Genomic DNA, 26,474 nt, shown 5'->3' with positions numbered 1-26,474 from the left:
CGCGGTGTCGAGAGGCTCGTCGGCGTTTGCCCGGGTTCCCTCCGGGCGTTATCCACAACGCGACCGTTCACGACCTGCACGTTTGCTGCCATGGCACCCTTTGCGCAGGTCACGAACGGTCGTCTCGCAGCAGCGCACCCTTAATTATCCACAAGCCGACCGTTCACGACCTGCACGTTTGGTGCCATGGCACCCTTTGCGCAGGTCACGAACGGTCATCCAGCTCCTTGCGAGCGGACGGGTAAGCACTCGTCGCGGGGCGTTCGGCGGGGAAGGGTCAGCGCCAGGGGCCGTAGAGGCGCTCGGCGTTGTCGGACAGCGCGCGGCACAGCGTGGGCACGTCCACCGCCAGCACCCCCGCCATCGCCCGCACCGTGAACGGGATCAGCGCCGGCGCGTTGGTGCGGCCTCGGTGCGGGGTCGGCGCGAGATACGGCGCGTCGGTCTCCACCAGCACTCGGTCCAGCGGCACCACGGAGAGCGCGTCTCGCAGGTCGCGGGCGCTCTTGAAGGTGATCGGCCCGGCGAAGCTCAAGTAGTACCCGCGCGCCACACATTCCCGCGCCATCGCGATGTCGCCCGAATAGCAGTGCAGCACGGTCACGTCGGGCGCGCCCTCGGCCGCCAGAATCGCCAGCACGTCGTCGTGGGCCTCGCGGTCGTGGATCTGCAGCGGCTTGCCCAGCCGCTTGGCGATGGCGATGTGCTCGCGGAAGGCGTCGGCCTGCACCCCGCGCCCGGGCGGCTCGGTGCGGTAGTAGTCCAGCCCGGTCTCCCCCACCACCCGCACGCGGGGGTGCGCGGCGATTCGCTCGATCTCGGCCAGCGCGTCGGCCAGCTCCCCGGCCGCCGCGAGCGCGGGAATCTCGTTGGGGTGCAAGGCGACTCCGGCGAGCATTCCCGGGTACGTCGTCGCCAGCTCGGGCGCCTGCCGCGCCGCCGGCAGGTCGCAGCCGATGTGCACCACCCGATCCACCCCGACGGCGGCCGCCGCGCGCAGCACGGCGGTGATGTCCGTCTCGGGCTCACCGTGCCGGGCCATGTCGAGGTGACAGTGGTTGTCGACGACGGGCAGGGGCAGCGGGTCGGGCGGCTGCGCGCCGCCGTCGGCGCGGGTGCCTGGGGCGACGGAGGGGTACGACGGGTGCCGCGGGCCGCCGACGCCGCCGGCGTCGCGCCCACCCGACGTACGGCCGCTGGCTCCCCCTGCCGAACCGGCTCCCGCGCCGCTCACTCGGGCGCACCCTCCCCGCGCAGCCGGTCGACCTCCTCCTCGACCACGCTCGGGTCGAGCTTGGTGAAGATCGGGGACGGCTTGGCGATCGGAGTGCCGGGCACCACCGGGGCACTCCCCCAGGCCGGGAAGCCGGAGTAGTCGCCGGTGATCACCGGGTACCGGTGCAGCTCCCCGTCCGCCAGCCCCTCGACCTCGTCCGGGTAGTCCTCGACTTCTTCGAGGCGCGGCATCGGCGTGAGCGTCCCGTCGCCGCCGAGGACTCGGTGCACGGCGTTGGAGGAGTGCGGCAGGAACGGGCTCAGCATGAGGTTGAGGTCGCTGACGCATTGCGCCAGCACGTGCAGGATCGTGCCCAGCCGCGCCCGCTGGTCCGCGCCCTTGAGTTTGAAGGGCTCGGTCCGGGAGACGTACGCGTTGACCTCGCCGACCAGCCGCATCGCCTCGGCGAGCGCCGCGCGCTGCCGGTGGTGCTCGATGGCGTCGCCGACCGTCGCGAACCCCCCGCGAACTGCAGCAAGCACCTCCTCGTCGCCGGGCTCCAGCGGCCCGCACGCCGGGATCTCGCCGAAGTTCTTGGCGATCATGCTGGCGGTGCGGTTGACCAGGTTGCCCCAGCCGGCGACCAGCTCGGAGTTGGTGCGTTGCACGAACTCGGCCCAGGTGAAGTCGGAGTCGGAGGTCTCCGGACCGGCCGCGGAGATGAAGTAGCGCAGCGCGTCCGGCTGGTAGCGGGACAGCATGTCGCGCACGTAGATCACCACGCCGCGGGAGCTGGAGAACTGCCTGCCCTCCATCGTCATGAACTCGCTGGCGACGACCTCGGTGGGCAGGGTCAGCTCGCCGTACTCCCCCGGTTCCCCGCCGCGATTCCCCCGCCCCATGTAGCCGAGCAGCTCCGCGGGCCAGATCTGGGAGTGGAAGGTGATGTTGTCCTTGCCCTGGAAGTAGTAGCTGACCGCCTCCGGGTTGTTCCACCACTCGCGCCAGCGATCCGCATCCCCCTGGCGGCGGGCCCATTCGATCGCTGCCGACAGGTAGCCGATCACCGCGTCGAACCACACGTAGAGCCGCTTGTGCTGGTTGTCCCGCCAGCCGTCGAGCGGGATCGGGATGCCCCAGTCGATGTCGCGGGTCATCGCGCGCGGCTTCATGTCCTTGAGCAGGCCCTTGCTGAACCGGATCACGTTGGTCCGCCACAGCCCGGTCTCCTCGCGCGCGTCGAGGAACTCGGTGAGCGCCTCGGCGAGCGCCGGCAGGTCGAGGAAGAAGTGCCGGGACTCCACGAACTGCGGCGTCTCCCCGTTGACCTTGGACCGCGGGTCGATGAGGTCGGTCGGGTCGAGCTGGTTGCCGCAGGTGTCGCACTGGTCGCCACGGGCGTCGGTGGCACCGCAGATCGGGCAGGTGCCCTCGATGTAGCGGTCGGGGAGGGTACGCCCCGTCGACGGGCTGATCGCCCCGAACGTCGTCTGCTCGATCATGTAGCCGTTGCGGTAGACCCCGCGGAACAGCTCCTGCACCACCGCGTAGTGGTTGCGGGTCGTGGTGCGCGTGAACAGGTCGTAGGACAGGCCGAGGTTGACCAGGTCCTCCACGATGATTCGGTTGTTGGTGTCCGCCAGCTCGCGGGGGGTGACGCCGGCCTGGTCGGCGGCGACCAGGATCGGGGTGCCGTGCTCGTCGGTGCCGCTCACCATCAGGACGTCGTGCCCGGCCATGCGCATGTAGCGGCTGAACACGTCGGAGGGCACGCCGAAACCGGCGACGTGCCCGATGTGGCGGGGGCCGTTGGCATACGGCCACGCGACAGCGGAGAGCACCTTCGTCATGCGGCCGAGTCTAGTGGCGCGGTGAGCGGCGCCTTTGCGGGGTTTTTCGCCGTACGTCGGGAGGGGCGGGCAACCTTTCGCCCCGCCGTGGCGTGGAATGAGTGTGCGGGCTGGGACCCCCGGCCCCCGCGGGGAAGGACCGCCACCATGCGCGCGGATCAGCGGGAGAGCTTCGAGGAGTTCGTGATCTCCTCGGGTCCGCGGTTGTTGCGCACGGCCTGGTATCTCGCCGGCGACCCCAGCCGCGCCGAGGACCTCGTGCAGGAGACGCTGACCAGGCTGTACGTCGTGTGGCCACGGCTGACGCGCAACGACGAAGACCCGGGCGGCTACGCCCATCGCGTCCTGGTCAACCTGCACACCGACGAGTGGCGGCGTCGCCGCCGCGAACAGGTCTCCGCCGACCCCCCGGACCGGCCGGCCCGGCCCAGCGACCCCGACCACGTGGACATCGTCCGCGCCCTGGCCGGACTCGGGGCCCGCGAGCGCCAGGTCGTCGTCCTGCGCCACCTCGCCGACCTGCCCGAACGCACCGTCGCCGACCTTCTCGGCATCTCCGTCGGGGCCGTGAAGTCCTCCGGTTTCGACGGCCTTCGCAAGCTGCGCCTCGCCCTGGGAGACGACCATGTCACCGCATGAGTACGACGAGCGCCGCTACGGCGCCGACGATCAGGTCATCACCCGCGTCCTGGAGGCCGGGGCCCCGCCCATGCGGTACGACCTGGCGGGGATCGAGGCCGCGGGACGGACGCGGGTGCAGCGCCGCCGCACGGCGTACGGCGTGCTCGGCACGGCCACGGTCGCCGCCCTCGCCGCCGCGACCCTCACGGTGGGGCCGCTGCGCTCCGCCCCGCCGAATCTGACCCCCGCCACGGGCGCCAGCTCAACAGCGTCGGTGACGCCGACACCCCCACACGACCCCGACCCCGACGAGCCGCTCGCGACCCCTGACCCGGGGGTGCCCCGGGCGCTGCAGATCCCGGAGCAAAGCGTGGTGAGCCCAGACGGCCGAGCGTGCGGCCGCCTCCCCGAAAACCTCCGAGCCCCGCTGAGCAAGGCCGGTGACCAGGCCGGCCTGAAACTGACCGGCCGGTGGGCCGACGGCTTCAGTCCTGTTGGGGCGGCGACCTCGACGCAGGGCGTGGTGGAGGTCAGGCTCGATGACCACGGGGAGGAACGCCGCCTCCGCCTGGTGGACCTGACGACCGGCGCTGTTGGCCCCGTCGTGGCCGAAGCTCGCGTGCAACAGTCGGTCTGGGGACGGTGGGACGGGCGTCTCGCCGTCTATGCCCGGGGGGTCATGGTGGGGGTCGAGGTGTTCCTCTGGGACTCGACCACCGGACGCGTGACGCTGATCGGTGCCCACGACGATCAGGGTTGGGGGCCGGCCGCGTTCGCGAGCGCCCCGGCGGTCGGCAGCAACGTCGCCATCTGGCAGGAGGGCCACGACGGTCCACGGGGGCTGGGCACGTTCGACGGTCGATACCGCCTGGTGCGCTACCACCTCGATTCCGGCCGGCTCGACATCCTCGCGGAGAGCAAGCTCATGCCGGTGGGGATCCTTGGGACCGACCTCTGGGCCGTCGATGGTGACCGGCTCCTACGGGTCGCCGACCTCGGCTCCGGGACGCCGACCGTGGTCGCCACGGGGATCCGGGTCCCGACACAGGTCTCCTCAGACGGCCGGTCCGTCGCCTGGGTCGACGGCGACCGCCTGATGGTCGTCGATGCCCCGGGCAGGGCCCCGCGACAGGTGCGGCGGCTGACCGACGCACGAGATGCCTACCCCACCGTGGGCGGCGGACTGATCTCCGTGGCGCAGAGCTACGCATCGGTCGGGCTGGTCAGTGTGGTGATCGATGCCGAGACGGGCGCTGCTACTCGGCTGCGCTATCCCGCCCAGTCCTGGCTGGGCAGGCTCGTCGTCCCCGCATCCGCCGAGAAGTTCCCGTCGGCGATCAACGTCGCCGACGCCGAGGCGGTGCGGGCGGCGCTAGCCGCAGCCTGTCGGTGAACCGGGCCATCGCCCCGCGATGGGGGCGGCCTGCGCTGAAGCTCGCAGCGCTGCTCATGACGCGCGCTGCAGGGTCAGGGCGGTCGCGCGCACGCCGTACGCCGTGGCCAGGTGCGCCATCGGTTCGTCGAACTCGGCGCGCCGCGGGCGGCGGGTTCGCGCGAACCACGTCGCCTCCAGGCCGCGCCGCGCGCCGGTGCCGGTCAGCCGCCAGTACCCGGTGATCCGCCCGTCCACCAGCAGCGGCGCCTGGATGAGCCCGTTCTTCGCGGACCAGAGCACCGCGTGGTGGCCGGGATCGATGAACCGGGTGCGGGCGGGCGGGTCGTACCCGCACAACGGCGCGTCGAACTCCGGCAGCAGCCGCACCCCGGTCAGGGTCCGCGCGGGCGCGGGACTTTCGGCCACGTCGTGGTAGAGCCGTCCGTCCGGGCCCGGCGTCGCGGTCAGCTCGCCCGCCAGCCTGGCCAGCGCCGCGTCGACCGGCCGCAGCCCGACGCCGGACCACCATGCGATGTCCTGGCGGCTCGCGGGTCCGTGCGCGCTCAGGTGGCGCCGGACCGCCGCGTCCAGCACCGCCGCGGGGTCGGCGGCCAGCCGGGATCGCTCGCCCGCATCCCCCAGGAGCACACTCGCGGTCCGGTAGCCCGGCGCCCCCTGCCCCTCCCAGCCGCCGGACAGCGGCCGCCGCACGAGGCCGCCATGGCCGAGCGCGAAGAACCGCCCCGCCGCGTTCGCGAGCGCCGGCTGCGCCCCCGGGTCGTGGGCGGCCAACCACACCGCCAGGTGATCGACCAGTTCGGCCACCGTGCGCCAGCCGGGCGCGGCGTACGCCTCGATGCCCTCCCACACCTCCTCCAGGCTGGTCTCCACCAGGCGCAACGTCCGGGCCCATAGCGGCCGATTGCCGAGGCGGGTCACCGCGTCGAGCAGGGGGTGGTCCGCGGCCACGCAGGCGTGCACGGTCCCGCGGAGGGTGCTGCCGCGCACGAGCGCGGACGCCTCGTACGCCGCGTCGATCGTCGCCTTCGCGACGCCGGGCAGCCGCGCGGCGAGCCCGACACGGCGACCGTGCCGTCTGCGCCTGCACCGGCCCCACCCGCTGCCCCGCCTCGACGACGGCCTCGACATCGCGGCCCGCCACCTCGGGGAACTGCCGACCCAGGGCGAGCGCGGCGAGGTCCTCCCACGAGTACGCCATGCCCCGAACCGTACCGTCGGCCGTCGGGAGCGCGATCCCGCCGAGGCCAGCCCGACGCCGTACTGCGTCAGCGCAGGTGGGCCGGGAGCTCCTCGCCAGGATCGAGCTTCTCGCGCTCGGCGATCGTGCCGTCGCGTCCGATCAGGGTCACCGCGTCGGCCGTGCCCCGCGGGCCGCCGCCGCGAACCTGCGCCTCCGGCACGACCACGCAGTTGCGCAGCCGCACCCCCGAGCCGATCGCCACCCCGTCGAGGATCACGCAGTCCTCCACCTCGGCGCCGGCCTCCACGACCACCCGCGGGCCGAGCAGCGACCGAGTGACCCGACCCGCCACCCGGGCCCCCGCGCTGACCATCGAGGAGTCCACCACCGCGCCGGGTTCGATGCGCGCAGGCAGGAGTTGCGGTTGGGCGGTCCAGATCGGCCACGTCGGATCGTCGAGCCGGACGCCCGCACCGTGCAGCAGCTGCAGGTTGCCCGCCCAATAGGACTGCAGCGTCCCGAGATCCAGCCAGTACCCGTCCATCCGGTGCTCGACCACGCGGTGGTTGGCCACGAAGTAGGGCACCAGGTCCTCGCCGTAATCCCCCAGCTCCCCCTGGCCAGCAAGCGCCCGCAGCCCGGCCACGAGGTCGTCGGCGTCGTAGCAGAACACCTCGCACGCCACGGTCTGCGTCGCCGCCTCGTCCGGCTTGTAGTCGAACGCGGTCACGACCCCTTCGGCATCCGTGTGCACGACGCCGTACCGCGTCACGTCCCGATCGATCCGCGTCGTCACGATCGTCAGGTCGGCGTCGGTGCGGGCGTGCGTGGCGAGCACGTCCCGGAAGTCCAGCGTGTAGACGTGGTCCGCCGACAGCACCAACACGACGTCGGCGCAGCTCATCTCGATCTCGTGGGCGTGCCGATAGATCGAGTCCGTGTTGCCGGACGCGAAGCCCTCCCCCTCGCGGCCCTGGTACGGCGCGAGGATCCGCAGACCCCCGTGCGAGCGGTCCAGGTCCCAGGGCCGCCCGTTGGCCAGGTGCCGGTTGAGCGACCCGGGCAGGTACTGCTGCACGATCCCCACGTCGCTGATGTGGCTGTGCGCCAGGTTGGACAGGGAGATGTCGATCAGCCGGTAGGTCCCGCCGAAGGGCAGCGCCGGCTTCACCGCCCGCTCGGTCAGCGCCCCGAGCCGACTTCCCTTGCCGCCGGCCAGAATCAACGCGAGGACCTTGGGCTCGTACATGCCTCGACCCTAGGGGCGCACGCGCCGTACGGCGGCCGCACGCACGCCGGGTCTTCCGGCTCCCCAGCGGCCTTCGGCGCGGCAACCGGGACTCGCCCCTGCCCGCTCTGCACCATGAGAGAGACCTGGGACGACAGGAGGGACCATGCGCGCGCGACGAACGGCCTGGGCAGCGCTGGTGGCCGCCGCGGCTCTTGCCGGGTGTACGACGACCGGCGTCGACGCCCCGGCACCTCCCGGCACGCCGCGTCTGGGAGCGGTCGCGGACCGACACCGGGTGGGCCCGCAGGGCGAGGACTGCGGCGAGCTGCCGGCAGGGGCCGTCCAGGCCTGGCGCACGCCCCCGCGCCTGTCAGGGACGGCTCCGTACCAGTTCGTGTTCGGTACGCCGAGCCCCTCCGGCCTGCTGGCCGCGTCGCTCGCCGCGCCTCCGGCGGCCACGCCGTACGCCCTCATCGACCCCGCCACCAGCGCCGTCGTACGGCGGATCGCGACCGTCCCCGCGTACGCCTCCGCATCCGCGGCCTGGGACGGGACCGCCCTGCTGTACGCCCACGTGATGTGGCCCGGGGGCAAGGGGACCGGGGAGGTGCACCTGTGGGATGCGGCGACCGGCACGGACCGGTTGATCGCCCACGGCGACGAGAACGGCGGCGTCGGCGGGACCGTCTTCCTGTCGCCGGGGTACGCCGTGTGGAGCCAGGGGGTGGGCGGGGTCGCCCAGCCCACGGGCGTGCTGCTGCGCCGGTGGGTCGCCTACGAGCGGGCGACGGGACGGACGTTCACGGCCGCGGAGGGGCCGTACGACGTCAGCGCCCTGGCCGGATCGCGGCTGTGGCTGGTGGGCAACGGCGGCCGCTCGGCCGCCCTGAGCGTCGTCCGGCTCGACGTCGCCGAGACCCGCACCGGCCAGGCCCCCGCCAAGGTCACCGACGGGCTGGCGCCCGGCGCCCAGGTCGCGGTGGCGGGCGGGGACCTGTGGTTCGTCCGCGACGGCCTGCTGTGGCGCCTGTCGCAGGACGATGGCGCCACCCCCCACCCGGTGGCGGGCGTCGAGCTGCCGGGCTTCTCCCGGGACCTGCATGGGGTCGGGGATCTCCTCGAGCTGCGCAGCGGCGGGGAACGGGCCGACGAGGCACGCAGCTACGTCGGCAGCGCCCGGACCGGCGTGTTCGCCCGCATCGACCCCGAGCCACCAGCTCGCGCGAGCACGCCGCCGAGCGCGGGTTCCGCCACCAAGCCGTCCGCTAGCCAGGCGAGCGACCTGACCATGAACCTGAGCCCCGAGGCGCGGTGGGCCATCCAGTCGCCGCGACCGCTGCTGGACGCCCTCACCTGTCCGAGCTGACGCGCTCCGGGGCCGCCCGACCAGCTCGGGCGTCAGGTGGTCGTGTAGCGGGCGTGCACCTCGGCCTCGATCACCACGTCCTCGGGCGCCAGGTCGATGCCCTGCTCGTCCCCGGCGACCTTCCCCGAAAAGCCCACCGGCCCGCCGCGCATCGCCGCCGCCTGGACGTGCGCACCGACCGGCCCGGACGAGGTGACATTCGACAGCAGTCCCGGGTCGGCGATCTCCAGCGGCGTGACGCCCTGGGCCCCGGCCGCCTTGGCGATGGCCGTCGCCCGCGTCTTCGCGTCCTCGACGGCCTGGGTGAGCACCTGAGCGCGCAGGTAGGTCTGCGAGACCTCGGTCAGCGCCCACTCGACGTACTGCAGGGTGACCCCCGCCGCCCCGCCCACCTGCGCCGCGAACTGGCTGAGCGCCTCGAAGTCGCGGAACTTCACCTTGAGGCGCGACTCGGCCAAGTGCCGCTGCGGGAGCACGGCGCCCTTGTCGGAGTACGGGCGGTAGGCGCGCGTCTGCACCGGCAGCACCGCGTGCCAGGTGATCGGCGAGACGCCCGCCCCCTCCAGGGCGCTGATCTGCGCCTGGAGCTTGCCGACGAGCGTCGTCGTCCGGGTCAGCGCGTCGCTCTTGTCGCCCGATTCGAAGCCCGCGAGCAGGTGCAGCGTGGCCCGCTCCGGCTTGACGCTGGCCCGCGCGTGCCCGACGACGGTGATGTCCATGGCCCCAGTGTTCCCGACGGACGTCGCGGGTCGGGCGTGCGAAACGCCCGGGGCAACGCCGCCGGCCCGCCCCGAACGGATCGGGACGGGCCGGTGGGTGGCTTCGAGACGGTACGTCGGGTGCCGCAGGAACCTTGCGGTCAGACGCGCCGCCCAGCTGTGCGCGCTAGTGCCGCACGCTGGTGCGCAGGTCGTTGTTGAGCATGGAGATGACGTCCATCGGGATCTCCTTGGGGCACGCGTCGGCGCACGCGCCGACGTTGGTGCACCCGCCGAAGCCCTCGGCGTCGTGCCGGCCGACCATGGCCTTGACGCGGGTCCACCGCTCCGGCTGACCCTGCGGCAGGAGGCCGAGGTGGGTGACCTTGGCGCCCATGAACAGCATGGCCGCGGCGTTCGGGCAGGCCGCGACGCACGCACCACACCCGATACAGGCCGCGGACTCGAACGCCTTGTCGGCCTTCTTCTTCTCGACCGGCACCGAGTGCGCCTCGGGGGCGGAACCGGTGTTCGCCGAGATGAAGCCGCCGGCGCCGATGATGCGGTCGAACGCGCTGCGGTTGACGACCAGGTCCTTGATGACCGGGAACGCCGTCGCCCGCCACGGCTCGACCGTGATCTCGTCGCCGTCCTTGAAGTTGCGCATGTGCAGCTGGCAGGTCGTGACCCCGCGCTTGCCGTGCGGGCGGCCGTTGATGACCACGCCACACATGCCGCAGATGCCTTCACGACAGTCGCTGTCGAACGCGACCGGCTCCTCGCCGCGGGCGTTGAGGTCCTCGTTGAGCATGTCGAGCATCTCGAGGAACGACTCGTCCGGCGACACATTGTCGACCTGGTAGGTGTGCAGGGAGCCCTGCGTGTTCGGTCCGGCCTGCCGCCAGATCTTGAGCGTGATTCTCATCGGGGCCCCCACAACGGATTGGACTGACGACGGACGGGAGAGCTTTGTGGGGCGATCACTTGTAGCTCCGCTGCTTCAACTCGATGAACTCGTACACCAGGGGCTCCTTGTGCAGGACCGGCGCCTCGTTCTCGCCGCCCCATTCCCACGCCGCGACGTAGCAGAACTCGTCGTCGTGCCGCAGGGCCTCGCCGTCTTCGGTCTGGCTCTCCGCGCGGAAGTGGCCACCGCAGGACTCGCGGCGGTGCAGCGCGTCGATGCACATGAGCTCGCCGAGCTCGAGGAAGTCGGCCACCCGGCCGGCCTTCTCCAGGGACTGGTTGAGCTCCTCGGCCTTGCCGAGGACCCGCACGTTGGACCAGAAGTCCTTGCGCAGTTCGCGGATCTTGTTGATCGCGATCTTCAGGCCCGGCTCGGTGCGCTCCATGCCGCAGTACTCCCACATGATCTGCCCCAGCTCCTTGTGGTAGCTGTCGGCCGACCGGGTGCCGCCGGTGCCCAGGAAGTGGTTGATCCGCGCCTTGACGTTCTCCTGCGCCTCGACCACCGCAGGGTGGTTGGCGTCGACCCGCGGGTACGGGCCGCTGGCGAGGTAGTCGCGGATCGTGTTGGGCAGGACGAAGTAGCCGTCCGAGAGGCCCTGCATCAGCGCCGAGGCGCCGAGGCGGTTGGCCCCGTGGTCGGAGAAGTTCGCCTCACCGGTCACGAACAGGCCCGGAATCGAGGACTCCAGGTCGTAGTCGACCCACAGGCCGCCCATCGTGTAGTGCACGGCGGGGTAGATGCGCATCGGCGTCTGGTACGGGTCCTCGCCGGTGATCTCGGCGTACATGTCGAAGAGGTTGCCGTACTTCGCCTCGACCGCCGCCTTGCCCATCCGCTGGATGGCCTCGACGAAGTCGAGGTAGACGCCGCGGCGCACGCGCCGCTCGTTGCCGTCCACGTCGCGCTCGAGGATCTCCGGGCCCACGCCGCGGCCCTCGTCGCACATGTTCTTCGCCTGCCGGGACGCGATGTCGCGCGGGACCAGGTTGCCGAAGCTGGGGTAGATCCGCTCCAGGTAGTAGTCCCGGTCCTCCTCGGCGATCTGCCGCGGGTCCTTGTCGCAGTCCTCGGCGCGCTTGGGCACCCAGATGCGCCCGTCGTTGCGCAGCGACTCCGACATCAGCGTCAGCTTCGACTGCTGGTCGCCGTGCACCGGGATGCAGGTCGGGTGGATCTGCGTGTAGCAGGGGTTGCCGAAGTAGGCGCCCTTGCGGTGCGCCCGCCACGTCGCCGTGGTGTTGCAGCCCATCGCGTTGGTCGACAGGAAGAAGACGTTGCCGTAGCCGCCGGATGCGAGCACGACCGCGTCGGCCAGGTGCGTCTGGATCTCACCGGTGCTCATGTCGCGGGCGATGATGCCGCGGGCGCGACCATCGACGAGGATCAGCTCGACCATCTCGTGCCGGGCGAACATCTGCACGGTCCCGGCCGGGTTGTCCGGGCCCTGCACCTGCCGCTCGAGGGCCTGGTAGGCCCCGATCAGCAGCTGCTGGCCCGTCTGGCCGCGGGCGTAGAAGGTGCGGGAGACCTGCACGCCGCCGAAGGAGCGGTTGTCGAGCAGGCCGCCGTACTCGCGGGCGAACGGGACGCCCTGCGCGACGCACTGGTCGATGATGTTGGGGCTGATCTCCGCGAGGCGGTAGACGTTGTTCTCGCGGGCGCGGTAGTCGCCGCCCTTGACGGTGTCGTAGAACAACCGGTAGACGGAGTCGCCGTCCTCCTTGTAGTTCTTCGCCGCGTTGATGCCACCCTGCGCCGCGATCGAGTGGGCCCGCCGCGGGCTGTCCTGGTAGCAGAACGCCTTGACGTTGTACCCCGCCTCGCCGAGCGTGGCGCTGGCGGCGCCGCCGGCGAGGCCGGTGCCCACGACGATGACGGTCAGCTTGCGGCGGTTCGCGGGGTTGACGAGCTTCGCCTCGAACCGACGCTTCGTCCACCGCTGCTCGATGGGCCCGCCCGGGGCCTTGGTGTCCTGGATCGGCGCGCCCTCGCGGTACAGGCCGTTGATGAGTTCAGTCATGAGTCGAATCAGCCCTTACTTGACGACGCCGAGCAGGATCAGGAACGGCGGCAGGAGGAAGCCGAGCGCGACGATGGTCGCGATGGCCAGGCCGCAGGCCTTGGCGGTGGCGCGCGACTTGGCCGTGTTCGTCCAGCCCAGGGTCTGGAAGGCGCTCCACGTGCCGTGGTGCAGGTGCAGCGCCAGCGCGACCATGGCCAGCAGGTAGATCAGGAAGACCCACCAGATCTGGAAGCTCGCGATGAGCAGCGCGCCCGGACTCTCCATGCCCTCGCGCACGAAGTCGCCACCGCGACGCCCGTCCCCGGTGAACTTCACGACGGTGAACTGCGCCAGGTGGAACAGGATGAACATCAGCAGCGCGATGCCGCCCCAGCGCATCGCCTGGCTGGAGAAGGTGCGCTGCACGGTGGACTTCACCGAATACTTCGCCCGCCGCGCCCCGCTGGCGCGGCCCCACAGCGTGAGCGCCGACCAGATGTGCAGCGCGACCGCGGCGATGAGCGAAAGGCGGAACAGCCACAGGAAGCCGGTGTACGGCAGGATCGGCTCCAGCATCGTCCGCAGGTGGTGCGCGTACTCGTCGTACGAATGCACCCCGCCGAAGATCGGCAGAATCTTGAGGTTCCCCCACATGTGGAACAGCACGAAGAAGACGAAATACAGGCCGGAGATCGCCATCACGATCTTGAGCGCGATGGACGAGTGGGTCGGACTCGGCCGGGTGGGTGTCAGAGTCGAAGTAGCCACGTGCGCAGTCTGCCCTGTCCTAGTGGGGGATTGAGGTTTGGATGACCACCGTGATCGAAAAGGCACCGATCTCACATCGGTCTCGGCCCTCGGTCTCGGCAGCCCGCCGATGGCCAGCCTATGGGCCGCACGGCCCTGACCACGGCTTCCGGCCCGCGCGGTCGCGGACTCGTGCCGAAGGTCCCGGGGTCGACGACCCGGACTATCAGCGGGACGCGCTGATCCGGCAGGTCCGGCCGGTCGCTCTCGACCGCGGGCCCGCGCCCGGGGCACCGGTCGACGTCCGCGTCCGCCGGGGCCGGATCGCGGAGATCGGCAGCGGGTTGCCGACACGCGGCGAGCCGGTCTACGACGGCGGCGGCCGCTGGATCATGCCCGGCCTGTGGGACCAGCACGTGCATCTGACCCAGTGGGTGCTGGGGGCCCTGCGCCTCGACACCTCCGGCGCCCGCGACGCCGAGCACGCCTGCGCCCTGGTGGCCCGCGCGGTCGCCGGGCTGCCGCCGGGGACGACCCTGCAGGGCTGGGGGCACCGCAGCGCCGCCTGGCCGCGGCCGGCGACGGTCGCCGCGCTGGACGAGGTGAGCGACGGCCATCCCGTCGTGCTGATCAGCGGCGATGCCCACCACGCGTGGCTCAACTCGGCGGCCCTGGCGCTGCTCGACCTGCCGCCTCGCGGCCGTGCCGGGCAGGGCGGCCCGGAGGTCGTCGCGGAGGCGGAGTGGTTCGCGGTCTTCGGTCGCCTCGCCGAGCTGCCGGGGGTCGCGGAGGCGGTGCAGGAACGGTACGCCGAGGTCGCGGCGGCCGCGAGCGCCCGGGGCGTGGTGGGCGCCGTGGACATGGAGTTCGCGAACGGCCCGGCCCAGTGGCCGGCCCGGTTCCGTGGCGAGGCCGGCCCGGCCGTCGACGTCCTGCGGATCCGCGCCGCGGTCTACCCGGCGGACCTGGACGGCGCGCTGGGCGCGGGGCTGCGGACCGGGGAGCCGCTCGCGGGCTGTGGCGGCCTGGTGACGATGGGGCCGCTGAAGATCATCTCCGACGGCTCGCTCAACACCCGCACGGCGTACTGCTGCGAACCCTTCGCCGACGCCGAGCCGGGCGACCCGCCGTACGGCGTGCAGAACCTCCCGCCGCGCGAGCTGGCCGAACTCATGGGCCGCGCCCGCCGCGGCGGCCTCGACGTCGCGGTGCACGCCATCGGGGACCGGGCGGTCGCGGACGCGCTCGACGCGTTCGCGACGACGGGCGCCGGCGGCACGATCGAGCACGCCCAGCTCATGCGGTGGGCCGACATCGGGCGGATGGCCGGGCTCGGCCTCACCGCGTCGGTCCAGCCCGCGCACCTGTGGGACGACCGGGACGTCACGGGGCGCTGCTGGCCGGACCGCACCGACCGGTGCTTCCCGTTCCGCGCCCTCGCGGACGCCGGAGTGCCGCTGGCCCTGGGGTCGGACGCTCCCGTCGCCCCACTGGACACGTGGCTGGCGATCGCCGCCGCCGTGCACCGGTCGGGCGACGACCGCCCCGCCTGGCACCCCGAGCTGGCGCTGCGCACGCGGGAGGCGCTGGCGGCGAGCACGGACGGCGTACGGCTCGCCCCCGGCCACCCCGGCGACCTGATCCTGCTGGCCGCGGACCCGCTCGCCGTGCCGGAGGATTCCGCCGAGGCGAGCGCGGCCCTGCGGGCCACGGAGGTGGTGGCGACGTTCGTGGCCGGGCGCTGCGTCTACGCCGGCTGACTCCTTAGGCGAGCACCTTCTCCAGCGGCGTGCAGGCCATGTCGAACGCCTCGGCGACGCCCGGGCAGGTGACCTCGCCGGCGTAGGTGTTGAGCCCCAGCGCCAGCGCGTGGTCGTCCTGGCAGGCCTTCTTCCAGCCGAGGTCGGCGAGCCGTACGGCGTAGGGCAGCGTCGCATTGGTCAGGGCCCAGGTTGAGGTGTTCGGCACGGCGCCGGGCATGTTCGCGACGCAGTAGAACGTGGAGCCGTGGACGGTGAATGTGGGGTCGGCGTGCGTGGTCGGCCGGCTGTCCTCAAAGCAGCCGCCCTGGTCGATCGCGATGTCCACCAGCACCGACCCCGGCTTCATCTGCGCCACGAGTTCGTTGGTCACCAGCCGGGGCGCCTTCGCCCCCGGGATCAGGACCGCGCCGATGACCATGTCCGCGGCCATGACCTCGCGGCGGATGGCCAGGGTGGAGGACGCCAGGCCGTGCACGCGGTTGTTGTAGCGCCAGAAGCTCAGCCGCAGCTTGTCCAGGTCCGTGTCGAGGATCGTGACGTCCGCGCCCATGCCCAAGGCGATGTTGGCGGCGTTCTGCCCGGCGACCCCGCCGCCCAGGACGACGACCTTGGCGTTGGCGACGCCGCCGACCCCGCCCATGAGGACGCCGCGGCCACCCTGCGGCTTCATCAGCGCGTGCGCCCCGACCTGCGGCGCGAGGCAACCGGCGACCTCGGACATGGGGTAGAGGAGCGGGAGCAGGCCGCTGGGCAGCTGGACGGTCTCGTACGCGATCGCCGTGGTCCCCCGCTTGCAGAGTTCCTCGGTCTGCGGGCGGTCGGCGGCGAGGTGCAGGTAGGTGAATAGCACGAGGTCGTCGCGAAGCCGGTGGTACTCCTGCTCGATCGGCTCCTTGACCTTCATGACCATCTCGGCCTCGCCCCAGACCTCATCCGCGGTCGGCAGGATCGTGGCGCCCTCGGCGACGAACTCCTCGTCCGTGATGGACGACCCGAGGCCGGCGCCCTTCTCGACCACCACGGAGTGCCCGTGGGCCACCAGCTCGTGCACGCCGACCGGGGTGATGCCGACCCGGAACTCGTTGTTCTTGACTTCCTTCGGGACACCGATCTTCACTGCGACCTCCTGCACGCTGCTGGGTGAGCCGGTCATCCTGGGCCGGTCTGCGGCCGGCGGGCCGCTACGTGTCCAGCCTAGGAATCCGGGCCCCAGGCCGTCCGCCGAATTCCGTTATTGCGGCGCTCTGCACCGGGGGGTGGTCACCTCGCACAGTGCCGGGTTCCGGGCCAGCTTCAGGGCCAGGTTCAGGGCCGGGTTTGCGCGTGGTCCTCGGGCCCGGCCGTGGCTGCGGCGTACAGCTCCTTGCTGGCGATCCCCGTGCGGGCCGCGACGGCCTTGCACGCGTCCTTGAGCCGCTCCCCAGCGGCGACCCGCTCGCGGACCTCGCGCAGGGCGGCCTCGGGGTCGCCCGGCCCGGCCGGCGCACCGGCGACCACGACGGTGATCTCCCCGCGCACCTGCTCCCCGGCCCACGCGACGAGGTCGGCGAGAGGGCCGCGGCGGACCTCCTCGTAAGTCTTCGTCAGCTCGCGGCACACCGCGGCGGCCCGATCGCCGCCGAACGTGTCGGCCATCGCCTGCAGCGTCGCGGCCAGCCGGTGCGGCGCCTCGAAGAACACCATCGTGCGCGGCTCGGCCGCGAGCGCTGCGAAGGTGCGTGCCCGCTCCCCCGGCTTGCGCGGCGGAAATCCCTCGAAGCAGAACCGCGCGACCGGCAGCCCGGACACCGCGAGTGCGGCGAGGACGGCGCTGGGGCCGGGCAGGCAGGTGACCGGTACGTCGTGCGCCAGCGCGGCCGTCACCAACCGGTAGCCGGGGTCCGACACGCTGGGCATCCCCGCATCGGTGACGACCAGCACGGACGCGCCGGCGCACAGGGCGGCCACCAGCTCCGGCGTCCGGGACGCCTCGTTGTGCTCGTGGTAGGACAGGACGCGGCCGGCGGGTCGGACGCCGAGGTCCGCGGCGAGGCGCTGCAGCCGGCGGGTGTCCTCGGCGGCCACGATCGCGGCCTCGGCGAGCGCGCGCGCGAGGCGCGGCGAGGCGTCCAGCGGGTTGCCGATCGGGGTGGCCGCCAGGAGCAACCCCCCGGCGGCGCTGGCGTTGTCGCTCACCCCGCGATCCTGCCAGGTGCGAGGGCTTGTCGGCGGCGCGGCTTACCATGGCGAACATGACGGCGCTCCCGGCCCGGCCCCCCCTGCAGCGCGCCGGCCTCCCGGTGCCCACGGAGCCGGCCACGCCGTCGCACGACCGTCTCGAGCGGTGCCGGGACGCCCTGCTAGGGCTGCGGCCGACCGATCGGCTGTTCGGCTGGCTCGGCCCGCTGTTCGCCGCGGTGGTCGGCGGCTTCCTGCGGTTCTGGCAGCTGGGCGACATCCGCTCGCTGATCTTCGACGAGACCTACTACGTCAAGCAGGGCTATTCGATGCTCCTGTACGGCGTGGAGATGCGCGACAACCAGGTCAACAAGGAGAACGTCCTCTGGAACGCGGGGACCTTCGACCCGGGCAAGATCTTCACCGGCGAGGCGGACTTCGTCGTCCACCCGCCGGTCGGCAAGTGGGTCATCGCGGCCGGTCAGCACCTCTTCGGCATCGACAACCCGACGGGGTGGCGGTTCAGCGTCGCGCTGCTCGGAACGCTGTCGATCCTCATGATCGGCCGGGCCGCGCGCCGCATGTTCGCCTCCAGCTACCTCGGCACCTGTGCGGCCCTGCTGCTGGCGTTCGACGGGCACCACTTCACGCACTCGCGCACCGGGCTGCTCGACCTCATCGTCATGTTCTTCGCGCTCGGCGGGTTCTGCGCGCTGCTGATCGACCGCGACCAGGCGCGAGAACGCCTCGCCCGCAAGGTCGCCACCGGAGCCCCGCTGGACGGGCTGGGGCCGTGGATCGGCCCGCGACCATGGCGCTGGGTCGCGGCGGCCAGCCTGGGGCTGTGCATCGGCACGAAGTGGTCGGGGCTGTGGTTCCTCGCGGTGTTCGGGCTGATGACGGTCGCGTGGGACCTGGGCGCACGACGTACCGTCCGGACCCGCCACTGGGTCTTGGGCACGCTGGTCAAGGACGCCGTACCCGCCGGGCTGTCCATGGTGGGGGTCGCGCTGGTCGTCTACCTGGCGAGCTGGACCGGCTGGTTCCGCAGCACCAACGGCTGGGGGCGCACGTGGGCGGAGACCAACCCGCCGTCCGGGTTCGTCGCCGAACACCTGCCGGGGGCCCTGCGCTCGCTGATCGAGTACGAGCGGCAGGTGTGGCAGTTCAACGTCGGGCTCTCCTCGTGGCACTCCTACCAGGCCAACCCGTGGTCGTGGATCGTGATGGGCCGACCGACGAGCTTCTATTACGAGGGCCCGAAGTTCGGCGAGCAGGGCTGCGCCGTGGAGCAGTGCAGCAAGGCCATCACCAACATCGGCACGATCTCGATCTGGTGGGCGGCCGCGGCCGCGATCCCCGTCCTGATCTTCTGCTGGCTGCTGGGCCGGGACTGGCGGGCCGGGGCCGTCCTGGCCGGCCTCTTCGCCGGCTGGTTCCCCTGGTTCCTGTTCCAGGAGCGCACCATCTACACGTTCTACGCCGTGGCGTTCGTGCCCTGGGTGGTGCTCGCGGTCACGTACGTGCTCGGGCTGATCCTCGGGCCCCGCGGCGCGCCCGCGTCGCGGCGGCGCCGCGGCATCTGGATCACCGGCGGGTACGTCGTGTTCACGATGGCGCTGTTCGTCTTCTGGTGGCCCATCCTGACCGCCCAGGTGATCCCCTACCAGCAGTGGCAGTGGCACATGTGGTTCCCGTCCTGGGTCTAACCCTGGGCGGGTCCTTGGCGGGTTGCCGGTGCGCCGCTCAGGCGCGGTTGCGGTGCCGCCAGGCGCTCACCGCGAGCGTCACCAGCGCCAGGACCACCACGACGACCAGCGCGATCATCTGCCACTGACGGTGGTCGCCGTCGAAGAACACCCACAGCCCCACCGCTGCGAGCAGGATCAGGACCGTGACCGCGGGGAACAGGATGCCCGCGACCCCGCCCGCGCGGCCGTCGTCCCCGTCGTCTTCGGAGGGCAGCACCGCCGTGCGTTGGGACGCGCCGGGCCAGGACTCCGATCGGGCGGCCGCACCGGGCCAGGACTCGCCTGTTTCCCGCCGCGGGGCAGCCCCGGGCCAACTCGGCACTTCCGGTGCCACGGAGCGTTGCCCGCCCGCGCCTGGCCAGGAATCTGGCGGCGGCGGAGTGTCGGGGGAACTCGTCGCCACGCGTGGATTCTGCCACGTGGGCGGCCATTTGCCACGGGACGCGAGTCGAAATCCGCGGCCCAGCGTGTCGCGGGCCCATCAGCAATGTGGAGCTGAGGGGACTCGATCCCCTACTGCTCGCTTCGCTCTCAGCGGGGGCCCACCTAACCCGGAGATTTCATGGTTAGTGTGGCCGGTAAACGCTGAAAGGTGCTCTTGACCTGGGAGAATATCGATTGCTGAGGTCGATATTGCCGGGTCGAAGGGAGCACCTTTCAGGTGAAGCACACTACCCGGATCTACCCCAGAATCAAGGTCGACGCGGCCACCGTTCCGGCGGTTGCCCAGGCCGGTGGGGCGCTGCTGGCCCAGACTGCGACAGTGTCGGGGCTGGCCGCGACGTTGAGCGCTGCGCTGACGCCGTGGCGTAAGCCGTTGGCGCGGCACGATCCGGCCAAGGTGCTACTCGACCTGGCGATCACGCTGGCCCTGGGTGGGGACGCCTGCCGCGACGTGACGTTGTTACGAGTCGAGCCCGCCCTGTACGGGCCGGTCGCTTCCGATGCGACGATTAGCCGGACGATCGCGTCCCTGACCTCGCAGGTCACCGCCGTGGAGAAGGCCGTGGCGCGGCCCGAACCGCGGCCCGCGCCCACGTGTGGCAGCGGGCCGGAACCCATGCCCCGAACCACGCAGCCTCAGCAACCGATCCGCTGGTCATCGACCTTGACGCGACGCTGATCACGGCCCACTCCGAGAAGGAGAACGCCGCCGCCACGTTCAAACATGGCTACGGCTTCCACCCGCTGTGCGCCTTCCTCGACCACGGCAAGACGGGCACCGGCGAACCGCTCGGCATGCTGCTGCGAGCGGGGAACGCTGGGTCGAACACGGCCGCTGACCACATCGCCGTGACCAAGACGGCGCTGGCGGCGGTGCCCGGGATCAACCCCTCCCGGCCCGGCAAGAAAGTCTTGATCCGCACCGACGGCGCCGGTGGCACCCGGGAGTTCCTGACCTTCCTGGACCGGCGCGGCCTGTCGTACTCCATCGGGTACACCCCTGCCCACCAGCACGCCCCAGCTGTACGCGCTGATCCCCGAGACCGCCTGGCAGGTCGCCCTCGACGCCGACGGCGACGTCCGGGACGGCGCGGCCGTCGTCGAGCTCACCGACCTCCTCGCGGCTAAGGGTCTCCTCACGGGGTACCCGGCCGGGATGCGGGCCATCGTCCGACGCGAACGACCCCACCCCGGCGCCCAACTCCGCTTCACCGACGTCGAGGGGTACCGGCTGACCGCTTTCGTCACCAACACGACCCGTGGGCAACTGGCCGACCTGGAACTACGCCACCGGCGCCGGGCCCGCTGCGAAGACCGGATCCGCATCGCCAAAGACACCGGCCTGACCAACCTGCCCCTGCAGGGCTTCGCCCAGAACCGAATCTGGCTCCTGATCGTGCAACTCGCGAACGACCTGATCGCGTGGATGGGCATGCTGGCCTTCACCAGCACCGATGCCCGCCGCTGGGAACCCAAGACGCTACGGCTGCGGCTCTTCACCATCGCAGCCACCCTGGCCCACACCGGTAGGCAACGCCTGCTCCACGTCAAGGTCACGGCGCCCTGGGCGGGACTCTTCACCACCGGATGGGACCGCCTCGCGATCCTGGCCCCGCCCTGAGCAACGCCACCACCCCGCCCCGACAACCCGCAACACAGCCCTCGTCCGTGGAAGACGACGCCCACCGGAAGCGCCGCCCCGGGACATTGTCATACCCACCGGCCAGAATCAGCCCCACCGAGGCGTCAACGACGGCCCGGCCCCCACCAGCAAGCCCCCATGCAACATCCGGGCTAAAGGGTTCGAGCCCGGTCCCCGATATTGCTGAAGCGGCCAGACCCTTCGGGCCCGGCCGCTTCAGCAAAGTGGAAGCAATGGAGCACTACGGGAACAGGCGACCACGGGTTGAGAGGCTGGTTTCCGCGTGGAATCAAGGCATCCGTGAGGATCCCGAGACGGAGGACAGGGCCGACGACCCGTTGATCGGCGCGTCGGCAGAACCAATGAAACGATCTCGAACACGCCTCACGGACGAGGAAGTGGACGCTATGCGAACAGCCCGCGCCGGCGGTGTCAGCGTGAAGACGCTGGCACGCCGGTACGGAGTTCACCGAGGCACGGTGTGGGCGAAGACGCGGATACCTCAAGATGCCTAGCACTCAGCGCGACCGGCGAGGAGGCACGCCGCTGGTCCGAGTTGGCGAGTGCATCGGAGTGACGGCCGACTCGCTGTGGCGCTACCTGCTCCAGCGAGGTGTTACGAAACGGGACTCACACAGGCGGGAGAGGCAGCTGTGGTTGGTTGCTCCCACGCCCTCATGGCAGCACGGCTGGATTGGTGCTCGTGGCCGCGCACATGCGCTCGAAATGCTCACCATCGACCGCTCGCAGGAACTCCATACAACGCCGGATCTGCCCGTAGACAGCTCGGGCGTCGAGCACGTCGACACTCTCGCTGCCCTCGCCGTGGGAGAACCGGTTACAGAAGTCGTAGACGTCCCGGTATGGCTCTCCGTCTTGGGCCTGGACAAGCACCTCCAGCGCCTGGAGGAAGTCAGTCCTATGCGGAGCCTTGTAGCTGGCGAAGACCTCCAGCACTCGGCGGGCAGCGTTTGGCAGTAGGAAGAGGCGCTCGTGGTCTTCGGAGTCGGCGATTCCAGTCATGATCATCGAGAAAAGGTAGGCGTACTCCGAGGTGTTGTTTAGTAGCAGCCTCGGTAGCTTGCCCACCTTCGAACGGCGCTCGCCATCGACAACAGCGGCGTACATCTCCAGGAATGCCACCTTGGGGAACCGGGCTTCGTCCGCGTTGCCATCGTTGATCTGCTTCATCGACTTACCCCAGGCGTTCCTGTGTGACTTGATGAACAGTCGTAGGAGGCTGAAGTCGTGCGTCAGAACGACGTACTGCCCGAAGCCCTTGAGCGTGTCCACAAGCCACTGATGGGTCGCGAACAGCGCCTCTCGGTCGAGCGAGCTGGAGGGATCGTCAATGACCACGATCCGCTGTAGTGGGTCACCGCCGGGGACCTGTTCGTCCTCAAGCTTTCGCAAGAAGTACAACAGCGACAGAGTCGTTCGCTCGCCATCGCTGAGATCGGTTCCAGGCTTGTCACCTCGCCGACACGCATACGACTTTCCGTCCTCAGTGACCGCCACACTCAGGTGGTCCTTGCCGTAGACGCGAGCCAGGTCGCGGGTCAGTGTATCCGCCATGTCCTTGGTCGTGAACTGCGCCTGACGGACCTCGTCCAGCCGATGCTCAGCCAGCTCGGCTCCCTTGTTGCTCGCAGTGCTCTTGGCCCCCAGCTCCTTGGCCTTTTCCTCTAGACCGCGGTATGTCTCACTCTGCGAACCAACCAGGTGATCCAGGACGGTCTGCTTGCGCCAGGTCGTCACCTCGCTATAACGGCGGACCTGATCGTTGTGCTCGGCGACCGCTCGCCCGAGAACTGTGGTGGACGGCGCGCTGACCAGCACCGACCAGTCCGGGGCTTCGGGAGTCGCGCTAGGGTCATCGACCTTTGCGCCGAGAGCCACCTCTACCGTCTCCAGTGTGGCGACCCGCTCATCTACCTCTGCCTTCGCCTTGTCTAGGGCCTGGCTGTAAGCAGGCTGGAGGTCGCTTACCAGCCTGCCGGTGACCGGCAGATTCGAGTGCCAGGCCGAGAGCATCTCCTTCTCGCGTGTGACAGCACCGAGCAGGTCCTTGGCCTTGCCCCGGATCTGGAGCCAGCTCTCATCGAAGTGACGCGCCAGTTGGGTCCGCCGCTCACCCGTTACCGCCCCAGCGCAGAAGAGGCAGTGACCGAGTTCTTCATGCAATTCGAGTCCCTGCTCAACCCAAGTCTGAGCCGTTGGGTTGCCCTCCAACGCCGTAATGGCGACCCGGGTCGGCGTCTCCGTGAGGAGGCTCGCCAGGGCCTCCAGCCGGGCGGCAACCCCTACAGGTGGCGCGAGAACATCGGCAATGGGAGCGGGCGCGCCCTCGCCCAACCGCTTCAGGGCCTCAGCATGTGCGTTGCTGTCGGGGAACTCGCCTTTGTAACCACGAAGGTCGTCCTGGACCTTGGTGACCGAGAAGCGGCTCTTCGTGAAGTAGTTGTAGTCGAACTCCTTGAGCTCGGAGACGATCCGGTCCTGAACTTCGCGGGCGAGCTTGTCGACCTTGCCGGCCGCAATCTTCCGCTGCTTCTCCGCTTCACCAGCCTCGCCACGCAGCGTTTCGATCTCGTTAACGAGCCGAGCCTCTTCCTCCTTGGCATCGATCGCCTCACGCCCCAGCGTCACGATGGCCGAGGCGCTGGCGCCATCCAGGAACGCCGACAGGTTGGCGTCCACCCACTTGCGCGTGAACACGGCCATCGATGGCGATGGGCTCGCCCCGCCCGCGTTGACGGTGGTCCGCTGCTTGTCGTCGCGTTCCCAAACCACAGCGGCCGATGACGTCCCCTCAGCTAGCCCGAGCAGGAGTTCCGACAAGGTCGATTTGCCGCTGCCGTTGTGTCCGTAGATCACCGTCCGGCAGCCGAGAGGACGGTCATCGGGCCAGAAGCCCTGGTCAAGCGACCGCCAGGGAGCCTTGAGATCGAGTCGGCGAAGCACAACTACACCATAGTTGTCACTACCGACATTGACATTTCCACATCTGACTGCGTGAGGCGGGGCACTTCAGCTACTCGGTCGATGCGGCTTCCAGCGCAGCAGCAACCGCTTCGAACTCGGCGAGGGCAGCGGTGAGTTCTTCAACGATCTCGCGGGCGATGACGTCGGGTGCGGGCAGCGAGTCGAGCTCGTCGAGGGAGTCATCGCGCAACCAGGCGATGTCGAGGTTGACCTTGTCACGAGCAATCAGCTCGTCGTACTCAAACGACTTCCAGCGTTCTGATTCCGTGCGCGCGTCGCGCGATGAGCCTGCCAGGTACGACTCGACGAACTCGTTCAGGTGGGCTCTGCGCAGCGGGTTCTGCTTGAGAGTGAAGTGCTGGTTCGTGCGCAGGTCGTAGACCCAAAGCTTCCGAGTCCAGGAAGTCTCACTCGCGGGCTTCTTGTCGAAGAACAGCACGTTCGCTTTGACGCCTTGGGCGTAGAAGATGCCAGTCGGCAGTCGCAGAATGGTGTGCAGGTCGAAGTCATTGAGAAGCTTGCGTCGCAGCACTTCGCCCGCCCCGCCTTCGAAGAGCACGTTGTCGGGGAGTACGACGGCCGCGCGCCCGTTGATGTCGAGGATCGTCATGATGTGCTGCAGGAAGTTGAGCTGCTTGTTCGAGGTAGTGGTGACGAAGTCGGCCCGCTCGATCTCCGTGTCTTCCTTCGACTCGCGGCCATCGGCACCGACCATCGTCATCGACGACTTCCGTCCGAACGGCGGATTTGAGAGCACCACACTGTAGCGCTCTCCGGGGTCGTCGATGAGCGCGTCACGTACGTCAATCAGCGAGTCACCGTCGGGCGTGCCGATGCCGTGCAGCAGAAGGTTCATCGCGGCGAGTCGTGCGGTACCGTCCACGAGTTCTGTGCCGTGAACAAAGTCGTCGCGCAAGCGATTACGTTGGGTCGGCGTCAGTCGCTCGGCGTGGCTCGATGCATAGTCATGGGCGACGAGGAGGAACCCTCCAGTGCCGCACGCGGGGTCAATCACCGAGTCGTCGGCTGATGGCTGGATCACGTCGACGATTGCCTGGATCAGATCGCGCGGGGTGAAATACTGACCGGCACCTGAGCCCCTGTCAGAGGCTCCCTTCGCGAGAAGCTGCTCGTAGGCGTCGCCCTTGAGATCGGTTCCGGAGGCCGACCACTGCTCCTTGTCGATCAGGTCAACGATGAGGCGCTTGAGTTTCGCCGGGTCTTGGATGCGGTTCTGTGCCTTACGGAAGATGACTCCGAGAGTTCCGGGCTGCCCAGCAAGCCCGACCAGGATGCGCGTGTACTCGAACTCCAAGGCCACTCCCTCGGCGTCGAGTAGTCGCTGCCAGGAGTACTGCTGCGGCACGATCTGCTGCGGCTTGAGCGTCCTCGTCGCGCGCTCGTGCGCCATCTTGAGGAACAGCAAGTAGGTGAGCTGCTCGATGTAGTCGAGCACCCCCACACCGTCATCACGGAGCAGGTTGCGGAACGAGTCGAGCTTGTCGACCAGGCGACGGGAATCAGTCATTGCGGCCTCCTCGACCAGAATGGATCGTCACTCCAAAATTCTGGAAAGCCCATCTCCTCGACACGACGACCATGAATCTGAGTGAACGATGTTTCGACAAGGTCGCGGACCTTGCCGCGCCACGTCGTGCCCGGCGAAGCTGCTTCGAGTAGAAGGCCCATCACAGACAGAGCGCCGTAGAGTCGCTCGCTCTGTCCCTCGGGGAGCGAGGCAAGTTCTGGAATCGTCCGCATCGCCGCAGTTCCTACCGGAGCGAAGGATCGGTTCCAGAGTCGCGCATGATGAGCACTCGTGTTGCGTACGATTGCTAGCTGCTCGAACCATCGAACGAGGGGATGGTTCTTTTTGGCCCGGTCGGCGTGACTCCTGCTCAATCCGCCAAGATCGATCTGCACACCGAGTTGTTCCGCAATCTCCCATTGCACTCTCGCAGTCGCAGGCAATCCCTCATAGAGGCGGGATACGTCCGCGAAGTCGAGCACCTCCGACAGTACCCAGATCGGCAACTGCCCACCGTAGTGCTCATAGTGATGTCGCACGGCATCGTTGCGGCGGCGCGAACGGGCGATGCGCCTCTGTACGGTGGTCAACCAGGCTGCGTGATCGAACGTGGGGCGAAAGTGCGCTCGGTCGAGGTAGGCCAAAGCGCCATACTCACCGATGGTCTCGTTGAGCCGCGTGCGTAGCATCACCTCAACCCGCTCTACGCCGTCATGGACGAGCGTGCGGAGCTTCCGGTCAAACTCATACAGGGCAACCACATCAGCAAAGGACGTACCGGCCTCGAACGAGTCGCCGCGCTGGCTACCTTTCAGGACGCGGTATGGATACCAGTAGCCGCTCAGCCGGTAGTAGCCGACGCTCCCAAGCCACTGCGCTGCGAACACGCGGTCGAGCCCCATGCCGCGCTGCTCCAGCTTGGCAAGG

19 protein-coding genes and 1 pseudogene are annotated in these 26,474 nt (G+C 70.0%); 6 read left to right on the top strand and 14 right to left on the bottom strand.

Features of this window, described 5'->3' with window-relative positions; translation table 11 throughout:
- Window positions 1–277 precede the first annotated feature (277 nt).
- Together IPK37_12560 and IPK37_12555 are read right to left on the bottom strand one after the other, a co-directional pair.
- Entirely contained in the window at window positions 278–1,234 is a 957-nt protein-coding gene (locus IPK37_12560) for a TatD family hydrolase (protein ID QQR99809.1), read from the bottom strand.
- Window positions 1,231–3,066 (bottom strand): methionine--tRNA ligase, encoded by a 1,836-nt coding sequence (locus tag IPK37_12555; protein QQR99808.1) that lies wholly within the window; start codon window positions 3,064–3,066, stop codon window positions 1,231–1,233. Before IPK37_12555 ends, IPK37_12560 begins: the two co-directional genes overlap by 4 nt.
- A gap of 147 nt (window positions 3,067–3,213) precedes the next feature.
- Here IPK37_12555 and IPK37_12550 point away from each other — a divergent pair, with 147 nt between their 5' ends.
- The gene (locus IPK37_12550; GenBank protein QQR99807.1) at window positions 3,214–3,705 is read left to right on the top strand and encodes a SigE family RNA polymerase sigma factor; all 492 of its coding nucleotides are present in this window, start codon (window positions 3,214–3,216) and stop codon (window positions 3,703–3,705) included.
- Entirely contained in the window at window positions 3,692–5,080 is a 1,389-nt protein-coding gene (locus IPK37_12545) for a hypothetical protein (protein ID QQR99806.1), read from the top strand. The genes IPK37_12550 and IPK37_12545 overlap by 14 nt, the downstream gene beginning before the upstream one ends.
- Window positions 5,081–5,134: 54 nt before the next feature.
- Here IPK37_12545 and IPK37_12540 read toward each other — a convergent pair whose 3' ends face one another.
- Together IPK37_12540 and IPK37_12535 are read right to left on the bottom strand one after the other, a co-directional pair.
- Window positions 5,135–6,211, bottom strand: a complete 1,077-nt coding sequence (locus IPK37_12540; GenBank protein ID QQR99805.1) for a winged helix DNA-binding domain-containing protein — start codon at window positions 6,209–6,211, stop codon at window positions 5,135–5,137.
- Between the two features lie 137 nt (window positions 6,212–6,348).
- Entirely contained in the window at window positions 6,349–7,512 is a 1,164-nt protein-coding gene (locus IPK37_12535) for an NTP transferase domain-containing protein (GenBank protein QQR99804.1), read from the bottom strand.
- Window positions 7,513–7,657: 145 nt separating this feature from the next.
- On the opposite strand from IPK37_12535, the gene IPK37_12530 reads away from it, so the two are divergent.
- Window positions 7,658–8,860, top strand: coding sequence for a hypothetical protein (locus IPK37_12530; protein ID QQR99803.1), 1,203 nt, complete (start codon window positions 7,658–7,660; stop codon window positions 8,858–8,860).
- Between the two features lie 32 nt (window positions 8,861–8,892).
- On the opposite strand, the gene IPK37_12525 is transcribed toward IPK37_12530, so the two are convergent.
- The 4 genes from IPK37_12525 to IPK37_12510 all read right to left on the bottom strand — a co-directional run bounded on the left by IPK37_12525 (window position 8,893) and on the right by IPK37_12510 (window position 13,298).
- On the bottom strand, window positions 8,893–9,579 hold the full coding sequence (locus IPK37_12525; protein ID QQR99802.1) for an SIMPL domain-containing protein: 687 nt from the start codon (window positions 9,577–9,579) through the stop codon (window positions 8,893–8,895).
- A gap of 166 nt (window positions 9,580–9,745) precedes the next feature.
- Entirely contained in the window at window positions 9,746–10,483 is a 738-nt protein-coding gene (locus IPK37_12520) for a succinate dehydrogenase/fumarate reductase iron-sulfur subunit (GenBank protein QQR99801.1), read from the bottom strand.
- A 55-nt stretch (window positions 10,484–10,538) separates the two neighbouring features.
- Window positions 10,539–12,548, bottom strand: coding sequence for a fumarate reductase/succinate dehydrogenase flavoprotein subunit (locus tag IPK37_12515; GenBank protein ID QQR99800.1), 2,010 nt, complete (start codon window positions 12,546–12,548; stop codon window positions 10,539–10,541).
- 15 nt (window positions 12,549–12,563) lie between these two features.
- A complete protein-coding gene (locus IPK37_12510) occupies window positions 12,564–13,298 on the bottom strand; it encodes a succinate dehydrogenase cytochrome b subunit (protein QQR99799.1) in 735 nt (244 codons plus the stop codon).
- A gap of 41 nt (window positions 13,299–13,339) precedes the next feature.
- On the opposite strand from IPK37_12510, the gene IPK37_12505 reads away from it, so the two are divergent.
- Complete coding sequence (locus IPK37_12505) at window positions 13,340–15,037, top strand: amidohydrolase family protein (GenBank protein QQR99798.1); 1,698 nt, start codon at window positions 13,340–13,342, stop codon at window positions 15,035–15,037.
- A gap of 4 nt (window positions 15,038–15,041) precedes the next feature.
- Here the strand turns inward: IPK37_12505 and ald are convergent, their stop codons facing one another.
- The gene (gene ald / locus IPK37_12500; protein QQR99797.1) at window positions 15,042–16,157 is read right to left on the bottom strand and encodes an alanine dehydrogenase; all 1,116 of its coding nucleotides are present in this window, start codon (window positions 16,155–16,157) and stop codon (window positions 15,042–15,044) included.
- 188 nt (window positions 16,158–16,345) lie between these two features.
- The gene (gene rsmI / locus IPK37_12495; GenBank protein ID QQR99796.1) at window positions 16,346–17,215 is read right to left on the bottom strand and encodes a 16S rRNA (cytidine(1402)-2'-O)-methyltransferase; all 870 of its coding nucleotides are present in this window, start codon (window positions 17,213–17,215) and stop codon (window positions 16,346–16,348) included.
- 56 nt (window positions 17,216–17,271) lie between these two features.
- On the opposite strand from rsmI, the gene IPK37_12490 reads away from it, so the two are divergent.
- Window positions 17,272–18,906, top strand: coding sequence for a phospholipid carrier-dependent glycosyltransferase (locus IPK37_12490; protein ID QQR99795.1), 1,635 nt, complete (start codon window positions 17,272–17,274; stop codon window positions 18,904–18,906).
- Window positions 18,907–18,943: 37 nt separating this feature from the next.
- Here the strand turns inward: IPK37_12490 and IPK37_12485 are convergent, their stop codons facing one another.
- Entirely contained in the window at window positions 18,944–19,165 is a 222-nt protein-coding gene (locus IPK37_12485; protein QQR99794.1) for a hypothetical protein, read from the bottom strand.
- Window positions 19,166–19,609: 444 nt separating this feature from the next.
- Between IPK37_12485 and IPK37_12480 the strand changes: the two are divergent.
- Window positions 19,610–21,013 (top strand): annotated as a pseudogene (locus tag IPK37_12480) (IS1380 family transposase).
- Window positions 21,014–21,709: 696 nt separating this feature from the next.
- Here IPK37_12480 and IPK37_12475 read toward each other — a convergent pair.
- From IPK37_12475 to IPK37_12465, 3 genes are all read right to left on the bottom strand, one after another.
- The gene (locus IPK37_12475; protein ID QQR99793.1) at window positions 21,710–23,998 is read right to left on the bottom strand and encodes an AAA family ATPase; all 2,289 of its coding nucleotides are present in this window, start codon (window positions 23,996–23,998) and stop codon (window positions 21,710–21,712) included.
- A 70-nt stretch (window positions 23,999–24,068) separates the two neighbouring features.
- Window positions 24,069–25,547 carry an SAM-dependent DNA methyltransferase gene (locus IPK37_12470; protein ID QQR99792.1) on the bottom strand — a complete coding sequence of 493 codons (1,479 nt, stop codon included), beginning with the start codon at window positions 25,545–25,547 and terminating at the stop codon, window positions 24,069–24,071.
- A complete protein-coding gene (locus tag IPK37_12465; GenBank protein ID QQS02851.1) occupies window positions 25,544–26,449 on the bottom strand; it encodes an Abi family protein in 906 nt (301 codons plus the stop codon). The genes IPK37_12470 and IPK37_12465 overlap by 4 nt, the downstream gene beginning before the upstream one ends.
- Window positions 26,450–26,474: the final 25 nt, after the last annotated feature.

This window comes from Austwickia sp., assembly GCA_016699675.1.
Taxonomy (GTDB): Bacteria; Actinomycetota; Actinomycetes; order Actinomycetales; family Dermatophilaceae; genus Austwickia.
Note: the sequence above shows the minus strand (reverse complement) of the source record. Positions and strands in the feature narration are given on the sequence as shown.